Origin of the sequence: Halomonas dongshanensis (assembly GCF_024790395.1) — a bacterium.
Classification (GTDB): domain Bacteria; phylum Pseudomonadota; class Gammaproteobacteria; order Pseudomonadales; family Halomonadaceae; genus Vreelandella; species Vreelandella dongshanensis.
This window is the reverse complement of record NZ_JAJISC010000003.1, coordinates 384,655-402,571: the sequence shown is the minus strand read 5'-3', so window position 1 is coordinate 402,571 and position 17,917 is coordinate 384,655. Positions and strand designations below refer to the sequence as shown.

Genomic DNA, 17,917 nt, shown 5'->3' with positions numbered 1-17,917 from the left:
ATTTTTAGGACCCTTGTTATTTATTTATGACAACGTCTTTATTTCGTCTTTCTGTTTAATTAACCTGAGACATCACTGCCACCCTAACCCACTAATCATTACTTGGCAACGCCACATCAAAATAAAGGCATAATGCATAAAACAGGGAGCGTTATTCGCATGGGGAGCGTCTTAACCACAAACTTCAAAGATAACAATGTGCCATTAACGCTCGCACTATCACCCTATAAAGGCTTGTGCGAACGCTTCTTGCAGCACGGGCTCATTACACCATCACAGCTAAGCTCCCACCTTCGCCAGGCAAACAGCGCCAAGTGCTCGCTGCTACGCCAACTGATCGAGCATGCCGCCATCGATGCAGGTCAGGCGACGCTTCTAGCCGGGTGGGAGTATGGCATACCGGTCGTGGACCTCGATGGTGTACGCATGACGGCGCTGCCGCCGATAGAAGAATTGCCGACTAAAACATTGAAAAAGCTCTCTGCCTTACCGCTGAAACGCGATAAAGAGCAGCTCACTGTTGCCATCGCCTATCCTGAAAACATCATCGATTTACATGAACTTCGCGTTGTCACAGGCCTCACTATTCACGGCGTACTGGCGCCTTCGCCGCAGTTGAATCTAGCGTTACATAGCTATCTGTTACACAACGAGCGCACACTTTTAGAAGACCTCGAAAGCTTGGACAGTCCCGATACGGTGGCTATCGACTACCCTGACAGTGGTATCGGCGATACTTCGTTACCCCACCGCCAAGAGCAGGCGCCAATCGTCAAGTTCATCAATAAAGTGCTGTTCGATGCTATCAATCGCGACGCTTCGGATATTCATTTCGAGCCTTACGAAGGAAGCTATCGCGTTCGCTTTAGAATCGATGGCGTACTCATCGAGATCGTTCGCCTTGCCCACCAGCTTCGTCAGCATATTGCCGCACGCTTGAAGGTCATGGCGCGCCTGGACATCGCCGAGCGTCGCCTTCCTCAAGACGGCACCCTTACCCTAAGCTACTCGCCGTCACGCAGCGTTGAGTTTCGTGTCAGTACCCTGCCTACCGTTAGTGGCGAAAAGATCGTACTGCGCCTGCTCGAACAAGAGGCCACTCATCTGGGTATCGAGGAGCTGGGATTTAGTCATGTCCAGCGCCAACACTACGAACGAGCGCTGTCTAAACCGCATGGCATGGTGCTGGTTACTGGTCCTACCGGCAGCGGTAAGACGGTAACGCTCTACACTGGCCTGCAACTGCTCAACCAAACCGAGCGCAACCTTTGTACCGCTGAGGATCCGGTTGAGATCAAGCTGGCGGGGGTCAACCAAATCAGCGTGCAGCCCAAGATCGATTTTACCTTTTCGGCGGCGCTAAGGGCCTTCTTGCGCCAAGACCCCGATGTCATCATGGTCGGCGAGATACGCGATCTGGAAACCGCCGATATCGCCATCAAGGCGGCGCAAACGGGGCATCTCGTGCTCTCGACGGTCCATACCAATTCGGCTTCCGAAACCTTGGATCGCCTTGCCAATATGGGTGTGGCCGCTTTCAATATTGCCAGCGCCGTTAGTCTGATCATCGCGCAGCGGCTGGTGCGTCGACTCTGCAGCGTTTGCAAAGCCCCAACGACGCTCCCACGCCAGGTATTGCTCGATGCAGGTGTCGCGCCCGATGTGATCGAAAGCGCTTCGCTCTATCGTGCCGTAGGCTGCAAACACTGTACAAAAGGGTATCGCGGCCGAATCGGAGTATACGAAGTGGCGCCGATCTCTACCGCTCTGCGCGAGCACATCCATCAGCGTGCCAGCACGCTCGACATCGAACGCACCCTTCGTGCCGAAGGCCATGTGAGCCTTTTTCAGCACGCGCTTTCACGCGTACTTGACGGCACGACGACGCTTGAAGAGGTTCAGCGTGTTACCCAAAAGTGAAGACGCGCGTAAAGGCCGCGTATGGTCTCGGCAACCGCTGCTTCACAGCTGGCGCTGGGAGGGCCGTGGACCACGAAACCAAACGTTGCGTGGCTATCTTGTTGCGACTAGCAAGCGCGAGGTAACGGCACAGCTCGCCGAACAGCAGATCAAAGTGACCCATATTCAGCGGCGCCAACGCTTACGCATGCAGCAGCGCATCGCAGCACACGATATCATGGTGTTCGCGCGCCAAATGGCCACCATGATTCGCGCCCACATTCCGCTTTTACAAGCACTTCACGCCACGCTTGAAAGCCAAAAAAAGCCCGCCATGGCCACACTCATTCATCAGCTTGCCGAGAGCGTCGCGGCGGGTGACGAGTTTGCTCGCGCCCTAGGGCGCCATCCGCGCCATTTCGATACGCTGTTCCTCAATTTGGTCGAGGCCGGCGAGCAGTCAGGGCGACTTGCCGATATGCTCGAACGCATTGCTCACCACCAGGAAAAAATGGCCACGCTCAAGCAGCGCATCAAAAAAGCGCTTTGGTACCCGCTCACCGTCTTATTCGTTGGCCTAAGCGTTACGCTGCTTTTGTTGATCAAGGTGGTGCCGGAGTTCGAAAGCATGTTCCAAGGTTTGGATGCCGAGCTGCCTTGGCTTACCCAGTTTACGGTCATGCTCTCCACCCAGGCACAGCTCTACTGGCCGCTGTTGCTGGTCGCCATTGCGCTCGCCGCGTTTGCCATCAAGTTAGGCCTTCGCTCACCACGGGTTGCCTATGCGCTGGATGCATGGATACTACGCCTCCCTTGTGTGGGAGGATTGGCACAAAAAGCCGCTGTGGCACGCTTTGCCAGCACCTTAGCCACGACTGCCGCCGCAGGTATTCCGCTCACTGAAGGGTTAAGAACGGCCCGAGGCGCTACCCGCAACCGCGTCTATGTTCGCGCCATGACGCATGTGGAAGAAGACATTGCCAGCGGCCAGCCGCTCTATACCGCCATGCGCCTAACCAATCGTTTTCCTGTTATGGCAATTCAAATGATTCATATAGGCGAGGCCTCGGGAGCGCTGGAGGCGCTCCTCGGGCGTGTTGCTGACTACTACGACAAAGAAGTCGATACTCATGTCGACACCCTGACCTCATTGATGGAGCCATTGGTCATCGTCGTACTCGGTATCTTAGTCGGCGCGGTGGTCTTGGCGATGTACCTTCCCATCTTTCATATGGGCATGGCGCTTTAGTACCAGCGCCATTAGCAAACACCAAACCTGATGGGATGAACGGACGCTAGGTTATGAGCATTTCACTAGAAATTACCTTCGTTATAATCCTCGGCCTCTGTCTGGGCAGCTTCGTCAATGTCGTGGTCTACCGGCTACCGCGCATGCTGGTAGCGCAGTGGGAGCGCGAAGCACGGGCAATTCTTACGCTCGCTCCTGCTGCCGAACCACCGACGCTTACGCTGGCAGCGCCGCGTTCACACTGCCTCCACTGTCAAGCCCCCATTGCCTGGCACGATAACATTCCCCTGCTTGGCTGGCTGAAACGACGCGGCAAATGCGCCCAGTGCAATACAGCGATTAGCTATCAGTATCCTTTGGTAGAGGCCTTCAGCGCCCTGCTGGCCCTGGCCGTGTGGAGCCAGCTAGGCACTTCACTCATGGGGCTGTGCGTCTTACTCGCTTGCTTTGCGCTGCTGGCGCTGGCGCTGATCGATTGGCATACCCAGCTATTGCCGGACGCGATCACACTACCGCTACTGTGGAGCGGATTGCTGTTCACGCTCTGCTTTCGCCCACAAAGTCTCGATGATGCCGTCATCGGGGCCATGCTGGGGTATGGCCTACTCTGGTGCGTCTATTGGCTATTCAAGCTAATGACCGGTAAAGAGGGCATGGGTTATGGCGATTTCAAACTGCTAGCGGCCCTGGGCGCCTGGGTGGGTTGGCAGCAACTACCCTTGATACTCTTGGCATCCGCGGGAACCGGAGCTGTGGTTGGCTTGCTGTTACTCGCAGTCAGCGGCAAACAACGCGGCGCGGTCATGCCGTTTGGTCCTTTTCTGGCCTTCGGTGGGTGGCTGAGCCTTTTGACCGACGATGGTATAATGAGCCGCTATTGGATGATGGGTGGTTAGCACGACTCGCCAGGCGGAGGCATTAGCATGATCATTGGGCTCACCGGCGGCATTGGCTCGGGAAAATCGACGGTCGCACGCGCCTTTGGTACGCGCGGAATTGGCTGGGTCGACGCCGACGATATCGCCCGCGAGGTAGTCAAGCCCGGCGAGCCTGCGCTTCACGCCATCAGCGAACGCTATGGTCCTAGCATTTTGCAACCCAACGGCGAGCTCGATCGCGCCGCCTTGCGTACCATCGTCTTCGCCGAGCCAACAGAGCGTGCTTGGCTCGAAGCCCAAACGCACCCGCGCATTCGTCAGCGACTGATCGAGCGCCTTGATGAACTACTTCATCAAGGCTCCCCCTATGTGCTGCTAGTGTCGCCTTTGCTCTTCGAGTCAGGGCAGCATACGCTGGTCGAACGGGCGCTCGTCGTCGATGTCCCTCAAGAGCTACAGCTTGCACGTACTCAAGCGCGTGACGGCGTAAGCCATGAGCAGGCAAGTGCTATCATCGCCGCACAGCTGCCGCGCGATGCGCGAAACCAGCGCGCGGATGACATCATCGACAATAGCGGCGATGAAAATGCGCTCGACGCTCGCGTTGCCGCACTTGACGAGCGCTATCGCCAGTTAGCGGCTCATCGCACTCTTTCTTAAGAATGTTGTTAAAGGATTCTATGCCTCACGCTAGCACTACCACGCTTTCGGTCAACTGCCCTCAATGTGGCAAAAAAGTGATCTGGAAGGCTGCCAATGCCTATCGCCCCTTTTGCAGCAAACGCTGCCAGCTAATCGATTTGGGCGCTTGGGCCGATGAGTCTCACCGCATTGCCGGTGAGTCGGCTATGGATGAGGCCGACCTCGATACACTACTGGCACAGGCTGACCGCGATGCGCCGCTCAACTAACCCGGGGAATCTATCTTCCTACCTATGAGCACCCAATCGCCCGCCGGCATCTATGAGGCACTTCATGCCTTGGATAACGCCTTCGATCACCTCATGCAGCGTTTAAACGCTGCCGCGGCGTGCTACGCGCAAACCTTACCACCTACCTGGATGTTCGATAGTGAGCTGACACCAGCGGCGTGGTTTGAGCAGGCCCTAATGGATCTTTGGTACGTAAATGGGCAGGACGGGCGTGAGACACGGAACTATATTGGTATCGTCGCGGCAGAGCCCGAACTTCTTTATACGTTAGAACAGGCGAACACAGCGAAATCGCGCTTTTCGATGCTTCTACAGCATCTCAAATCGCTCTACCCCTCCCATCTAAGCGAGGCACGGCAGCGTTTGGCCGAACGCCATCCCGATATCGATACGCTGCTTCAACGCAATGGCCTAGCCAGACTTCATCTCAAGCAGTGTTGGCGACATATTCCCATCGCCGAGGCAAGTGTGGCCCGTGTACGCTTTGCCTGGTACAGCAGCGGACGTTCGATCAAACGTCTTAGCGTTGCCGAGGCCGAGCAAAAGTTGCTCAAACTGGATACTCAAGCGGCCCACGTGCAAATCCAGCTACGCAAGCTTGCAAGCCTACCTAGTGGTGAAATGCTCGCCCAGGTTCAACCTCAAGCGCCGCTAATGCGGGCCAATCTGTTCTTCACCGAGCCACTAGAGGATGGTCATACGCGTCGCGCACTCAACGTTGCGCTGCCATTGATCGTCCCCGCGACCCAACGGGGCCTACCCCATCTAACATACCCGCCGACGCAGCCGCCGAGCGAAAGAACCCGGGCGCGGCGGCGCGATGAAAAGATCGAAGCCGAACCTTTTCTACCCAGCCTACGCATACACCGCTACCGTTAAGCCCAATGTAGACACCTAGCGCACGCGAGGGTATTGCCGCTCCAATGCGCTAGGGGTGTCCATGCGCTTTACTGCGGCGAAGGCAGCTCGTCGGCTTGCCATACACCGTGGGTGGTCAGCGCGTTCACGATGGCAGCCAGGGCCTTAGAAGAGAAGCCACTTTCCTTAATCAACGCATCGAGGCGCTCTTTGAAGCGCTCTTGGTCGCGCTGTGCCTGGGCTTCCTGCTCCTCTTGTTCGAGCATGGCGATCGAACGTACGGGAGGTCCAGTGGGAATGTCCTGGCTTTTAGCCGGGTCATCGAGCATCTTCAATGCTTGTGCAAACGCATCGTCCAGTTCACGGAACTTACGCAGCTTTTCCCGCTCATCGAGCGGCTTATTAGCCTTTTGATGTTTCATTACCGTTTCATCTTCACCTTTATCAATACCTTCGAACAGCATCGTCACGCCCACGCTCGCCGATACTGCTTTCGACATCCATGATCAACGCCGAGCGGTATTCATTGTGGCGCGTCTTCGTACTATCCAGGCGACACACCATCGGCATATACGAATAGCCGCTAGAAAAGCGTGTGGTATGACCTATTAAGGGCAATGCACTGCTATCCGCGATGCTTAAAGACCAGCACAAAGGGCGCCACTCATTCGAAGAAAGATTAATTCATGTACAGCAATATGGGCAATTAGACAGTCGAGCTCAAGAATGATCGCTTTTACAGCCACCTCTAGGCTAACCAGCCGCTAGATGTTAGTTTTCATTCTCGTTATTGTCACGCGATTTGGCGACCGTTGCGACTCGCCTGCGATGGATGACCAAAGCCATTATATCGCGTCATTCAGGGTAGGAGAATCTGTTGTCTAATGCGAAAAATACAGGGGTAAAACAAAGCCGACACCCCTAGGGATGCCGGCTAAGCGATGACTTAGTCTTCAGTACGAACGAGCCAGGACTCCACGGTCTCTTCGCCAAACTCGTCTTTCCAGCTACGCAGACCTTTGTGATTACCGCCGCGCGTTTCGATAACCTCACCCGTCTTGGGGTGCTTGTAAATCTTCAAACGACGCTTACGACGGCCAGTGGCACTGGTAGCCGGCGCCTTAGCGGCACGCTGCTCTGCTTTAGGATCAAGCAGTGCGATGATATCGGCCGGGCGTTTGTTGAATTCTTTCATCAGCGCTTCGAGCTTGTCTTTCAGATCCAGCTCGCTTTTCAAACGCTGGTCTTTCTGCAGGCGCTCCAGGTCTTCCTGGAGTTGCTTCAACTGCTGCTCTTTCTGAAAGTATTCGTTAAGCAATGACATGGCGAGTTCCCTTAACATGAGAGGTGAAACATGAGTACGAAATGGACAGTTTCGATACTCGGTAGTTCAGGATGCGGTACCATTATTCCTGTTAATTTGCTTATTGACAATAGTCTAGTTGAAATAACTTCGAATGCTATAGTCTTTTTAATTTTTCGAATAGAAAATATCAAATAATCAAAAGCTCAGTTAGCGCTTCAAAAGGCGGCCGCTTTATCACTATCGGTAGTTGAGCACTCACCAAGCCCTGCTACTCCTCCCCGAAAACTAACAAAACAGATAGCCAACTTAAGATAACCTTGCATGAGGTTACTCGCATAACGTTTCGCAAAAAAAGCAAAACCTGATAGAAAATGTCCGCCAATTAAGACGTTATATAACTCACCTAGCACAGTAACAACATGTCGTCGCGAGCATCATGGGCAGGGTTTACAATATTGCACACAGAAAAAACGCCACTCCGAAGAGTGGCGTTTTATGATCTAGATCGATTTTAGAATCAATCTTGACCCATTTGTTGCTTGATCAGGTCGCCGATGGTGGTCGGGCCGCCTGTCTCAGGCTCTTGCTCGCGCAGTTTCTTCATGCTTTGGCGAGTATCGTCTTGCTCTTTGGCCTTGATGGACAGGTTGATCTGACGGCTCTTACGATCAACGTTGACGATACGCGCTTCGACGCTGTCGCCTTCGTTGAGCACGTTGCGCGCGTCTTCGACACGGTCAGCGCTGATCTCGGATGCCTTGAGCACGGCGATGACATCAGTTGCCAGCTCGACATGCGCTTCTTTGGCATCGACTTCAACGACGCGGCCAGTCACGATGCTGCCTTTGTCGTTGACCGAGAGGTACTCAGCAACCGGATCGGAATCCATTTGCTTGATACCCAGCGAGATGCGCTCGCGTTCCGGGTCGATAGAAAGGATGACGGCTTCGGCTTCGTCGCCCTTTTTGAAGTTGCGAACGGCTTCTTCGCCGGTCTCTGTCCAAGAGATGTCGGACAGGTGAACCAGACCGTCGATACCGCCCTCCAGACCAATGAAGATACCGAAATCGGTGATCGACTTGATGGTACCAGAGACACGGTCGCCCTTGTTGTACTGGCCGTTGAAGGTTTCCCACGGGTTAGCAGTGCACTGCTTGATACCCAAGGAGATACGACGACGCTCTTCGTCGATGTCGAGAACCATGACTTCGACGTCTTCACCGACCTGAACCACTTTGGACGGATGAATGTTCTTGTTGGTCCAATCCATTTCGGATACGTGAACCAGACCTTCGACGCCCTCTTCCAACTCGGCAAAGCAGCCGTAGTCGGTCAGGTTGGTGACCACGGCCTGCACCTTGGTGCCTTCCGGGTAACGCGCCTTGATGTTGACCCACGGATCTTCGCCCAGCTGCTTCAGACCCAGTGAAACGCGGTTGCGCTCACGATCGAATTTAAGCACTTTGACGTTGATTTCGTCACCAACGGCCACGATTTCGGAAGGATGCTTGATGCGCTTCCAGGCCATGTCGGTGATGTGCAGCAGGCCGTCGACGCCGCCGAGATCGACGAAAGCGCCGTAGTCGGTCAGGTTCTTGACGATACCCTTGATCTGCTGGCCTTCCTGCAGCGTAGCCAGCAGAGCTTCACGCTCGGCGCTGTTTTCAGCTTCGAGCACGGCGCGACGAGAGACAACAACGTTGTTGCGTTTCGGATCGAGCTTGATGACCTTGAAGTCCAGCTCTTTGTTTTCCAGGTGCGCAGTATCGCGAACCGGACGTACATCGACCAGGGAACCCGGCAGGAAGGCGCGAATGGAGTCGACGTCGACCGTGAAACCACCCTTGACCTTGCCGTTGATGACACCCTTGATGATTTCGTCTTTCTCGAAGGCGGCTTCCAGAATCTTCCACGCTTCGGCACGCTTGGCCTTCTCGCGTGACAGACGAGTTTCACCGAAACCGTCTTCGACGGCTTCCAGAGCAACGTGAACGTCATCGCCGATGGCAATGGTCAGTTCGCCGTTTTCATCACGGAATTGCGCGGCCGGAATCTGACCTTCGGACTTCAAACCGGCGTTGACGGTAACCCAGTCACCATCGATGTCGACGACCTGAGCCGCAACGATCGCGCCCGGCTCCATGTTGATGTCGTTCAAAGACTGTTCAAACAGTTCAGCAAAGCTTTCGCTCATGATGTTCCTACGTAATCAACGTTGTTGAGGCATTGCTGCCTTCTCCGCACCACCAGCGAGCGCGGGCCTAATAACACTCTGCCTTCGAGGACGTTAACGCTGGTTTGACCTGACCGGGCTTCCCGTTGTGAGTCAACTGCCCTGCCACGTCTTCACGCCACTTCGAAAGCGCCGCAAGGGAGAATCAGGTGCCGTGCGCCATGCCACGCTGGACAAGCAATTCGGTCAGCCGATCGACCACTTCCGGTATACTCAGGCGCGTGGTATCAAGCGTAATGGCATCATCTGCCGGCTTGAGCGGTGCCACGCTGCGTTGCGTATCACGCGCATCGCGTGCCTGTATCTCCTGCAAAAGACTCGACAGACTAGCATCCACGCCGTTTTCGCGCAACTGCTGGTAGCGCCGACGCGCGCGCTCCTCAGCACTCGCGGTAAGAAATATCTTGAGCGGCGCTTCGGGAAACACCACTGTGCCCATATCACGTCCATCAGCCACAAGCCCAGGGGCGCGGCAGAAATCGCGCTGGCGAGAAAGCAGCGCGTCGCGCACCAGGGTCAAAGCCGCCACTTGCGAGGCGCGCTCACCCGCGGCTTCAGTGCGAATCAGGCGCGTCACCTCCTCGCCTTCGAGCAGCGTTTGCGGCACGCCGCGTTCGACGGGAAACGCCACGTCGAGCGACTTCGCCAGCGCCGCCACCCTGGTTTCGTCATCGAGCGCTACGCCATGCTTGACCGCCGCTTGCGCAGTCAAGCGATAGAGCGCGCCGCTATCGAGCAAATGCCAGCCCAAGCGTTCGGCGATCAAGCTACTGATCGTTCCCTTGCCCGCGCCGCCGGGGCCATCGATGGTCAGTACCGGCGTCCGCTCAGCCATGAGCGCCCTCCACTTCGATATGCATACCGATGCGCTTGGCAAGCTCGACGAAGTTGGGGAAGGAGGTGGCCACGTTGGCGCAGTCATCGATAACGATGGGCTCGGCCGCACGCAGTGAAGCGACGGCAAAAGCCATGGCGATACGGTGATCACCAAGGCTATCGACGCGCCCGCCTCGGTAGCTTGCAACATCAGCGTTCCCGTTACCTTGGATATCGATGCCATCTTCGACCACGGTATGCGGCACGCCCAGAATCGCCAAACCGTCGGCCATCGCCTGAATACGATCAGACTCCTTGACCCGCAGCTCTTCGGCGCCGCGCAGGCGCGTGGTGCCCTCGGCGTTGGCCGCCGCGATGAACAGTGCCGGGAACTCGTCGATCGCCAGCGGCACCTGATCGGTAGGAATATCGATGCCCTTAAGCGGTGCGTAGCGAATATGAATGTCCGCCACTGGCTCGCCACCAACGACGGCCTCGTTGGCAAGGGTGAGATCCGCGCCCATGGCCTTGAGAATATTGATCACGCCGATACGCGTGGGGTTGATGCCAACGTGCTCGAGCACCACGTTTGATCCCGGCGTAATCGCCGCTGCGACCAAAAAGAACGTCGCCGAGGAGATATCCGACGGCACGTCGATGGGCCCCGCCGTAAGCGCCCCTCCCCCTTTTAGCCAGCAGGTATCGCCTTGACGTTCGACGGGATAGCCAAAGCCGTTGAGCATGCGCTCGGTATGATCGCGCGTAGGAGCAGGCTCGCGCACGCGCGTCTCACCTTCGGCGTAAAGCCCTGCCAACAGCAGGCACGATTTCACCTGCGCGCTGGCCATCGGCATGTCGTAGTCGATACCCTTGAGTGACGCCCCACCCTGGATCTTGAGCGGTGGGCGCCCACCCTCGGCGGTGTCGATCTGCGCGCCCATCAAGCGCAGCGGATCGGCGACCCGCCCCATCGGGCGCTTGGTCAGAGAGTCATCACCGGTGAGTTCAGTATCAAACACCTGGCCCGCCAAAAGCCCAGCGAAAAGACGCATAGCAGTCCCCGAGTTCCCCACGTAAAGCGGGCCCGCTGGCTGCTTCAACCCGCGCATACCCACGCCGTGGATGGTGACCCGCCCTTGGTGCGGGCCTTCGATGGCCACGCCCATTTCGCGAAACGCCTGAAGCGTCGCCAAGCTGTCTTCGCCCTCGAGGAACCCCGTTACCTTGGTGACGCCCTCGGCCAGAGCGCCGAGCATGATCGAGCGATGCGACACCGACTTGTCGCCGGGCACGCGGATACGCCCCTCGGCGCTGCCGCCCGGGCTCATGCGGTAGATGACGTTGCCTTGTGGTTGCATAGAGTATTCCGCCTGGTAACTGGTTTTGTTCAATAGGGTATCGAAATAGTGGCGCGCGTGGCTGGCGCGATCAAACGTGGCGAGCATGGCGTCGCTGTCGCCCTCGCTGACGGCGCGGCGCAGGCGCTTGAGCCCGGCCTCGAAGTCGTCCAACGAGGCGAGCACGGCATCCCGGTTGGCAGTGAAAATATCGCGCCACATCACCGGGTCGCTTCCGGCGATCCGAGTGAAGTCGCGAAAGCCACCGGCGGCGTAGCGAAAGATATCCAGACGCTCGTCTTGGCGCGCCAGGGTATCGACCAACGAAAAGGCCAACAGATGCGGTAGGTGACTCGTCCGCGCCAGCACCTGGTCGTGGCGGGTGACGTCCATCTCGATCACCTCGGCCTCGCAGCACGCCCATAGGCTGCGTACGCGCGATAGCGCCACAGGGTCGGCATCGGCCTCGGGGGTCAAAATCACCTTACGGTCACGAAAGAGCGTGGCATCGGCAGCGCCTACGCCGCTCTTTTCCGACCCAGCAATTGGGTGGCCCAGCACCACGTTGGGCGGCACCCGGCCAAAGACTCGCACCACGCAGTCGCGCATGGCCGCCTTGGTGCTGCCCACGTCGGTCACCACGACATCGGGCCGCGCGCGCGGAAGGTAAGCCGCGACCTTTTCGGTGACCGCTTCCATGGCCAGCACGGGCACGGCCAATACGATCATGCTGGCGCCTTCGAGCTGGGCCGCAAGATCGATACCGCCACCGTCGATTAGCCCCATGGCGCGGCCGCGTGCAACCTCGTCGGGGTTACGATCACAAGCAGCGATCTCGCCACGATAGCCTTTGGCGCGCAGTGCGGCCGTCAAGGAGCCACCAATCAACCCAAGCCCCACGATGACGATTTTAGCTTCGTTGACCTGCACGCCTAGAGCACACCCTGGGGGTAGGAGCCAAGCACCTTGAGCTCGGCGGCACGCAGGCGCACCTCATCGAGCATGGCCGCAACGCGCGGCTCGTCGCGATGGCCCTTGAAGTCGATGAAGAAAACGTAGTTCCACACGCCGGTGCGTGAAGGGCGCGTCTCGAGCCGGGTAAGGTCGATCTGGTGGCGATGGAAGGGTTCGAGCAGCTCGTGCAGCGCACCCGGCTGGTTGCGCATGGCCACCACAATCGAGGTTTTGTCCTCACCGCAGATCGGTACGTCTTCGCTGCCGATGATCAAAAAGCGCGTAGAGTTGTCCGGGCGATCCTCGATCTTCTCAGCGATCTTTTCGAGGCCATAGAGCTTGGCAGCCATATCCCCCGCAATAGCGGCGCTGTGCCACTCGGTCTTGACCAGCCGTGCCGCCTCGGCGTTGGAAGAGACGGGTACGCGCTCGGCGTGAGGATAGTGTGCATCCAGCCACTTACGGCACTGGGCGATGGACTGAGGGTGCGAGTAAATGCGCGAAACCTTGTCGCGGCGGGTAGTTTCGCTCACCAGTAGGTGGTGGTGAATGCGCAGTACGACCTCGCCACAGATCTTGATCGAGGAGTCGATGAAGCTATCCAAGGTGTGGTTGACCACGCCTTCGGTGGAGTTCTCGACAGGCACCACGCCGTAGTTGACCGCCCCGGCTTCCACCTCCCGGAACACCTCGTCGATGGCCGCCATGGGTAGGCTGATGGCGCTATCGCCAAAGTGCTTGAGCGCGGCCTGCTGGGTAAAGGTACCCTCCGGCCCCAAGTAGGCGACCTTGATCGGCTGCTCCAGCGCCAGACACGCCGACATGATCTCGCGGAACAGGCGCGCCATTTCTTCCGAATCCAGCGGCCCCTGGTTTAGCGCCATGATACGGCGCAGCACCTTGGCTTCGCGCTCTGGGCGGTAGAAGACCGCGTTTTCGTTCTCAGCCAGCTTGACGTGGGCCACCTGCTGCGCGCAGCTGGCGCGTTCACTGATCAGGCGCAGAATGTCACCGTCCAGCTGGTCGATGCGCTGGCGCAGTTCATCGAGATTGATCGGCGTATCGCTCATCGACATTAACCCTTGCGTTGTTCAAAGTCCGCCATGAAATCGATCAAGGCGTCCACGGCCGCCTCGGGCACGGCATTGTATAGACTCGCCCGCATGCCGCCGACGCTGCGATGCCCCTTGAGGTTAAGCAGGCCAGCCGCATCCGCCTCGCGCAGGAAGGCAGCATCCAGCGCCTCATCGGCCAGCACGAAGGGCACGTTCATCAGTGAACGGCTGCGTACGGCGATGGGGTTGGAGTAGAAGTCGCTGCTATCGATGGCGGCGTAGAGCTTTTGCGCTTTGCGCTGATTGATCTCGCGCATCGCCTCGAGCCCACCGACCTCTTCTTGCAGCCACTGAAACACCAAGCCCGCCAGATACCAGGCGTACGTGGGCGGCGTGTTGACCATCGAGCCCGCTTCGGCAAGCTGGCGATAGTTGAACAGCGTGGGGGACGGCGTCACCGCCTGATCGAGCAGATCCTCGCGCACGATGACCAGCGTCAATCCCGCAGGCCCAATGTTCTTCTGCGCACCGGCATAGATCACCCCGTAGTCGCTGACATCGATGGGCTTGGACAGGATGTCGGAAGACATGTCGCACACCAGCGGCGCATCGACCTTGGGTACGTAGTCGAAGGCAAGGCCGCCGATGGTCTCGTTGGAGGTGTAGTGCAGATAGGCGGCATCGGCGCTGGGGGTAAGCGTACTCTGCGGCGGCACCTCGATGTGGCCGTTAGCCTCGCTGCTCGCGGCCACTACGCACTCAAAGCCAAGGTGGCGCGCCTCGGTCAGCGCCTTCTTGCCCCAAATACCGGTTTGGATGAAGTTGGCGCTGCCGCCTTTGCCCAGCAGATTGAGCGGCAGCATGGCGAACTGCAGGCTAGCGCCGCCTTGGAGGAACAGCACGCGGTAGTTGGCAGGAATCGCCAGCAAGGCGCGTAGATCGGCTTCGGCGCGTTCGGCGATGGCAATGAACTCGCTGCTGCGATGGCTCATCTCCATGACCGAGAGACCACGCCCCTGGTAGTCCAGTATTTCGCGGCTGGCGCGTTCCAGCACCGCAGTGGGCAGGGCCGCAGGCCCTGCACAGAAGTTATAGTGACGTGTCATCCGCTTCGTTTCCCCGTCCCTCGTCTTGAGTCTCGGCCGCCTCGGCGTCGATCTCGCTATCGATGATACCGTCATCGGCGGGCTCATCGACCCGTACGGTCTTGACTAGCTTCTCTTCTTTGCCCAGACGGATCAGTGTTACGCCTTGAGTGTTACGCGAGGTGATCGAGACCTCTTCGACGCGGGTACGCACCAGCGTGCCGCGGTCGGTGATCAACATCATCTCGTCGGCGTCGTAAACCTGCATGGCCGCCACCAGCGCACCGTTGCGCTCGCTGGTTTGCATGGCGATGACACCCTGGCCGCCGCGTCCGCGCAGCGGGAACTCCTCGAGGCGGGTGCGCTTGCCATAGCCATTCTCACTGGCGGTGAGAATGTAGATTTGACCTTCGGCGCCCGTGGCTTCCTGCGGCTCGACGGCGTCATCGCCTTCGGCCTCAGCGTCGATCAGCTGCGACTGCGGAATGATCAGGCTGATCACCTCGGCGTCGTCGAGCAGACGCATACCGCGCACGCCGCGAGCGGTCCGCCCCATGGCGCGGACATTCGCCTCTTCGAAACGAATCGCCTTGCCGTTGGAAGAGAGCAGCATGGCGTGATCGTCACCCGAAGTGATGGCGGCACCCACTAGGCGGTCGCCCTCCTCCAGATCGATGGCGATCAAGCCCACGCTGCGCGGACGTGAGAACTGTTCGAGGCTCGTCCGCTTGACCGTCCCTTTCGCCGTGGCGAAGAAGATGTAGTGATCAGGATCGTAGTCGCGCACCGGCAGAATGGCGTTGACCGCCTCACCCTCTTCCAGCGGCAGCAGGTTGACCAGCGGTTTGCCGCGCGAGCCGCGGCTGGCGGCCGGCATTTCGTAGACCTTGAGCCAGTAGACCTTGCCGCGGTTAGAGAACAGCAGCACGGTATCGTGGGTAGAGGCAACGAGCAGATGCTCGATGACGTCTTCGTCCTTCATCGCGGTCGCGGACTTACCACGCCCGCCTCGGCGTTGGGCCTGATAGTCGGAAAGCGGCTGGGTCTTGGCGTAGCCGGAGCGCGACACCGTAACCACCATGTCCTCTTCGGCAATCAAATCTTCGATGGAGAGATCGAGACGGCTGGCCTGAATTTCGCTGCGACGGTCGTCGCCAAACTGATCGCGAACGGCGTGCAGCTCTTCGCGAATCACCTCCATCAGGCGCTCGGGCGAGGCCAGAATTTCGGTCAACTCGGCGATCTTTTCGAGAATGGCGAGGTACTCGTCGAGCAGCTTTTCGGTTTCAAGCCCGGTCAGGCGGTGCAAGCGCAGCTCGAGAATCGCCTGGGCCTGGGCCGGTGAAAGACGATACTGGGTGGCCGAAGGGTTGAGACCAAAGTTTTCATCGAGTTCGTCAGGCTTGCACGAAGTAGCACCGGCGCGCTCGAGCATGCCGGTCACCTGGCCTGGTTGCCAGACTTTATCGAGCAGCTTCTCTTTGGCTTCGGCGGCGTTGGGTGAAGCTTTGATCAGCTCGATGACGTCATCGATATTGGAGATGGCGACGGCCAACCCTTCGAGGATATGCCCCCGCTCGCGCGCTTTGCGCAGCTCGAACAGCGTCCGGCGCGTCACCACTTCGCGGCGGTGGCGAATGAACGCCTCGAGCATCTCTTTTAAGTTGAGCGTGCGCGGCTGGCCGTTCTCGAGCGCCACCATATTGATGCCGAAAACGTTTTGCAGTTGGGTTTGGGCAAAGAGGTTATTGACCACGACCTCGCCCGACTCGCCGCGCTTGACCTCGATCACCACGCGCAGGCCTTCCTTATCGGACTCGTCGCGCAGCTCGGCAATTCCCTCGATCTTCTTGTCCTTGACCAGCTCGGCGATCTTCTCGATCAAGCGCGCCTTGTTCACCTGGTAGGGCAACTCGGTGACGATGATGTGATCACGCCCACTCTTGTCATCGTGCTCGATGGTGTGACAAGCGCGCACGTAGATGCGCCCACGCCCGGTGCGATAAGCATCGAGAATCCCGGCGCGGCCGTTGATGATGCCGCCCGTGGGAAAATCAGGACCAGGAATGTACTGCATCAGATCATCGATGCTCAGGGTGTAGTCATCGATCAGCGCCAGACAGCCGTCGATCACTTCGCGCATGTTGTGCGGCGGGATGTTCGTCGCCATGCCCACGGCGATACCCGAGGAGCCATTGATCAGCAGGTTAGGCACTTTGGTTGGCAGCACCTCGGGAATACGCTCGGTGCCGTCGTAGTTATCGACCCAATCGACGGTGTCCTTTTCCAGGTCCGCCAAAAGCTCGTGGGCCAGGCGCGCCATGCGCACCTCGGTGTAACGCATGGCGGCGGCGTTATCGCCGTCGATGGAGCCGAAGTTGCCCTGACCGTCCACCAACACGTGGCGCATGGAGAAGTGCTGCGCCATCCGTACGATGGTGTCGTAAACGGCGCTGTCGCCATGAGGGTGGTACTTACCGATGACATCGCCGACCACACGCGCCGACTTCTTGTACGGTTTGTTCCAGTCGTTGCCCAACTCATGCATGGCGAATAGTACGCGCCGGTGCACCGGCTTGAGGCCATCGCGCACGTCGGGCAGCGCGCGCCCGATGATGACACTCATCGCATAGTCGAGGTACGACTGCTTGAGCTCGTCTTCGATATTGACGGGCAGAATTTCTCTGGCGATGTCACCCATGTAAGTCAGATCCTTTGCACTGCATTGGCATTGCGAGAGTTGAGAGCGCAGAGAAAGGCGGCGCGAACCAGCCGCACCATCTCAAAATACCGAATAACGGCGCGCAGATACTTCGCCATCATACCACCGCACCGGCGGCAAGGGCAGTCGCCAAAGGGAGGGAATCGCCCTAGCCGACAAAGGCGTTACGGCTCACGATCAACCCTTCGAGCACGTCACGCACTTCCCCGTCGATGGCGGCGGCGCGATTGGCCTGGGTATCGAGCAGCACGAAGGTAAGATCGGCCGTGGCCGCCTCACGCCCATCGCGGTGCAAAATGCGGTGATGGCACACCGCGCTTTTACCGCCCACCTTGACGATACCCGTCTGCACGGTGAGATCGTCGCCATTCACGGCAGCGGCGCGGTAGTCGATGTTCATATTAACGACGACGAAAGCGAACCCCGCACGATGCAGCCGCTCGATGAATTCGGGGTGCTCGTCGAAGAAGGCCCAGCGCCCCTCCTCCATAAACTCCAAATAGCGCGCATTGTTGACGTGGCCATAGCCATCGAGGTGATAGCCGCGAACGCGCAGCGTGGTGGTAGTTAGCTTGCTCATGAGACCTCCTAAG

General features: G+C 58.3%; 15 protein-coding genes. 6 read left to right on the top strand and 9 right to left on the bottom strand.

Annotated features, from left to right (window positions below):
* Positions 1-198 precede the first annotated feature (198 nt).
* The 6 genes from pilB (at position 199) to LLY24_RS08575 (ending at position 5,837) form a co-directional block, all read left to right on the top strand.
* Positions 199-1,920 carry a type IV-A pilus assembly ATPase PilB gene (gene pilB, locus LLY24_RS08600; protein WP_259035871.1) on the top strand — a complete coding sequence of 574 codons (1,722 nt, stop codon included), beginning with the start codon at positions 199-201 and terminating at the stop codon, positions 1,918-1,920.
* An 85-nt stretch (positions 1,921-2,005) separates the two neighbouring features.
* On the top strand, positions 2,006-3,148 hold the full coding sequence (locus LLY24_RS08595; RefSeq protein ID WP_259035870.1) for a type II secretion system F family protein: 1,143 nt from the start codon (positions 2,006-2,008) through the stop codon (positions 3,146-3,148).
* Positions 3,149-3,201: 53 nt separating this feature from the next.
* On the top strand, positions 3,202-4,044 hold the full coding sequence (locus LLY24_RS08590) for a prepilin peptidase (RefSeq protein WP_259035869.1): 843 nt from the start codon (positions 3,202-3,204) through the stop codon (positions 4,042-4,044).
* Between the two features lie 27 nt (positions 4,045-4,071).
* Positions 4,072-4,686 (top strand): dephospho-CoA kinase, encoded by a 615-nt coding sequence (gene coaE / locus LLY24_RS08585; RefSeq protein WP_259035868.1) that lies wholly within the window; start codon positions 4,072-4,074, stop codon positions 4,684-4,686.
* A 20-nt stretch (positions 4,687-4,706) separates the two neighbouring features.
* A complete protein-coding gene (gene yacG, locus LLY24_RS08580) occupies positions 4,707-4,937 on the top strand; it encodes a DNA gyrase inhibitor YacG (protein ID WP_259035867.1) in 231 nt (76 codons plus the stop codon).
* A 324-nt stretch (positions 4,938-5,261) separates the two neighbouring features.
* Complete coding sequence (locus LLY24_RS08575; protein ID WP_345799645.1) at positions 5,262-5,837, top strand: hypothetical protein; 576 nt, start codon at positions 5,262-5,264, stop codon at positions 5,835-5,837.
* Between the two features lie 68 nt (positions 5,838-5,905).
* Here LLY24_RS08575 and LLY24_RS08570 read toward each other — a convergent pair whose 3' ends face one another.
* From LLY24_RS08570 to LLY24_RS08530, 9 genes are all read right to left on the bottom strand, one after another.
* A complete protein-coding gene (locus tag LLY24_RS08570) occupies positions 5,906-6,280 on the bottom strand; it encodes a hypothetical protein (RefSeq protein ID WP_345799648.1) in 375 nt (124 codons plus the stop codon).
* A gap of 482 nt (positions 6,281-6,762) precedes the next feature.
* Positions 6,763-7,140 (bottom strand): histone-like nucleoid-structuring protein, MvaT/MvaU family, encoded by a 378-nt coding sequence (locus LLY24_RS08565; protein ID WP_259035865.1) that lies wholly within the window; start codon positions 7,138-7,140, stop codon positions 6,763-6,765.
* A 499-nt stretch (positions 7,141-7,639) separates the two neighbouring features.
* The gene (gene rpsA / locus LLY24_RS08560) at positions 7,640-9,316 is read right to left on the bottom strand and encodes a 30S ribosomal protein S1 (RefSeq protein ID WP_259035864.1); all 1,677 of its coding nucleotides are present in this window, start codon (positions 9,314-9,316) and stop codon (positions 7,640-7,642) included.
* Positions 9,317-9,500: 184 nt separating this feature from the next.
* The gene (gene cmk, locus LLY24_RS08555; protein ID WP_259035863.1) at positions 9,501-10,190 is read right to left on the bottom strand and encodes a (d)CMP kinase; all 690 of its coding nucleotides are present in this window, start codon (positions 10,188-10,190) and stop codon (positions 9,501-9,503) included.
* On the bottom strand, positions 10,183-12,438 hold the full coding sequence (locus LLY24_RS08550) for a bifunctional prephenate dehydrogenase/3-phosphoshikimate 1-carboxyvinyltransferase (protein WP_259035862.1): 2,256 nt from the start codon (positions 12,436-12,438) through the stop codon (positions 10,183-10,185). Before LLY24_RS08550 ends, cmk begins: the two co-directional genes overlap by 8 nt.
* A gap of 2 nt (positions 12,439-12,440) precedes the next feature.
* Positions 12,441-13,532 (bottom strand): prephenate dehydratase, encoded by a 1,092-nt coding sequence (gene pheA / locus LLY24_RS08545; RefSeq protein WP_259035861.1) that lies wholly within the window; start codon positions 13,530-13,532, stop codon positions 12,441-12,443.
* Positions 13,533-13,537: 5 nt separating this feature from the next.
* Positions 13,538-14,623, bottom strand: coding sequence for a 3-phosphoserine/phosphohydroxythreonine transaminase (gene serC / locus LLY24_RS08540; RefSeq protein ID WP_259035860.1), 1,086 nt, complete (start codon positions 14,621-14,623; stop codon positions 13,538-13,540).
* Complete coding sequence (gene gyrA, locus LLY24_RS08535; protein ID WP_259035859.1) at positions 14,607-17,303, bottom strand: DNA gyrase subunit A; 2,697 nt, start codon at positions 17,301-17,303, stop codon at positions 14,607-14,609. The genes serC and gyrA overlap by 17 nt, the downstream gene beginning before the upstream one ends.
* Positions 17,304-17,472: 169 nt before the next feature.
* Positions 17,473-17,904: an acyl-CoA thioesterase gene (locus LLY24_RS08530; protein ID WP_259035858.1), complete on the bottom strand. Its 432-nt coding sequence runs from the start codon at positions 17,902-17,904 to the stop codon at positions 17,473-17,475.
* Between the last annotated feature and the right edge of the window lie 13 nt (positions 17,905-17,917).

Excerpts from the sequence above, each read along its gene's own strand:
- LLY24_RS08570 (WP_345799648.1), bottom strand. The coding sequence starts at position 6,280 with ATGCTGTTCGAAGGTATTGATAAAGGTGAAGATGAAACGGTAATGAAA.
- pheA (WP_259035861.1), bottom strand. The coding sequence starts at position 13,532 with ATGAGCGATACGCCGATCAATCTCGATGAACTGCGCCAGCGCATCGAC.
- serC (WP_259035860.1), bottom strand. The coding sequence starts at position 14,623 with ATGACACGTCACTATAACTTCTGTGCAGGGCCTGCGGCCCTGCCCACT.
- yacG (WP_259035867.1), top strand. The coding sequence starts at position 4,707 with ATGCCTCACGCTAGCACTACCACGCTTTCGGTCAACTGCCCTCAATGT.
- coaE (WP_259035868.1), top strand. The coding sequence starts at position 4,072 with ATGATCATTGGGCTCACCGGCGGCATTGGCTCGGGAAAATCGACGGTC.
- LLY24_RS08590 (WP_259035869.1), top strand. The coding sequence starts at position 3,202 with ATGAGCATTTCACTAGAAATTACCTTCGTTATAATCCTCGGCCTCTGT.
- cmk (WP_259035863.1), bottom strand. The coding sequence starts at position 10,190 with ATGGCTGAGCGGACGCCGGTACTGACCATCGATGGCCCCGGCGGCGCG.
- gyrA (WP_259035859.1), bottom strand. The coding sequence starts at position 17,303 with ATGGGTGACATCGCCAGAGAAATTCTGCCCGTCAATATCGAAGACGAG.
- LLY24_RS08530 (WP_259035858.1), bottom strand. The coding sequence starts at position 17,904 with ATGAGCAAGCTAACTACCACCACGCTGCGCGTTCGCGGCTATCACCTC.
- LLY24_RS08565 (WP_259035865.1), bottom strand. The coding sequence starts at position 7,140 with ATGTCATTGCTTAACGAATACTTTCAGAAAGAGCAGCAGTTGAAGCAA.
- LLY24_RS08575 (WP_345799645.1), top strand. The coding sequence starts at position 5,262 with ATGCTTCTACAGCATCTCAAATCGCTCTACCCCTCCCATCTAAGCGAG.
- rpsA (WP_259035864.1), bottom strand. The coding sequence starts at position 9,316 with ATGAGCGAAAGCTTTGCTGAACTGTTTGAACAGTCTTTGAACGACATC.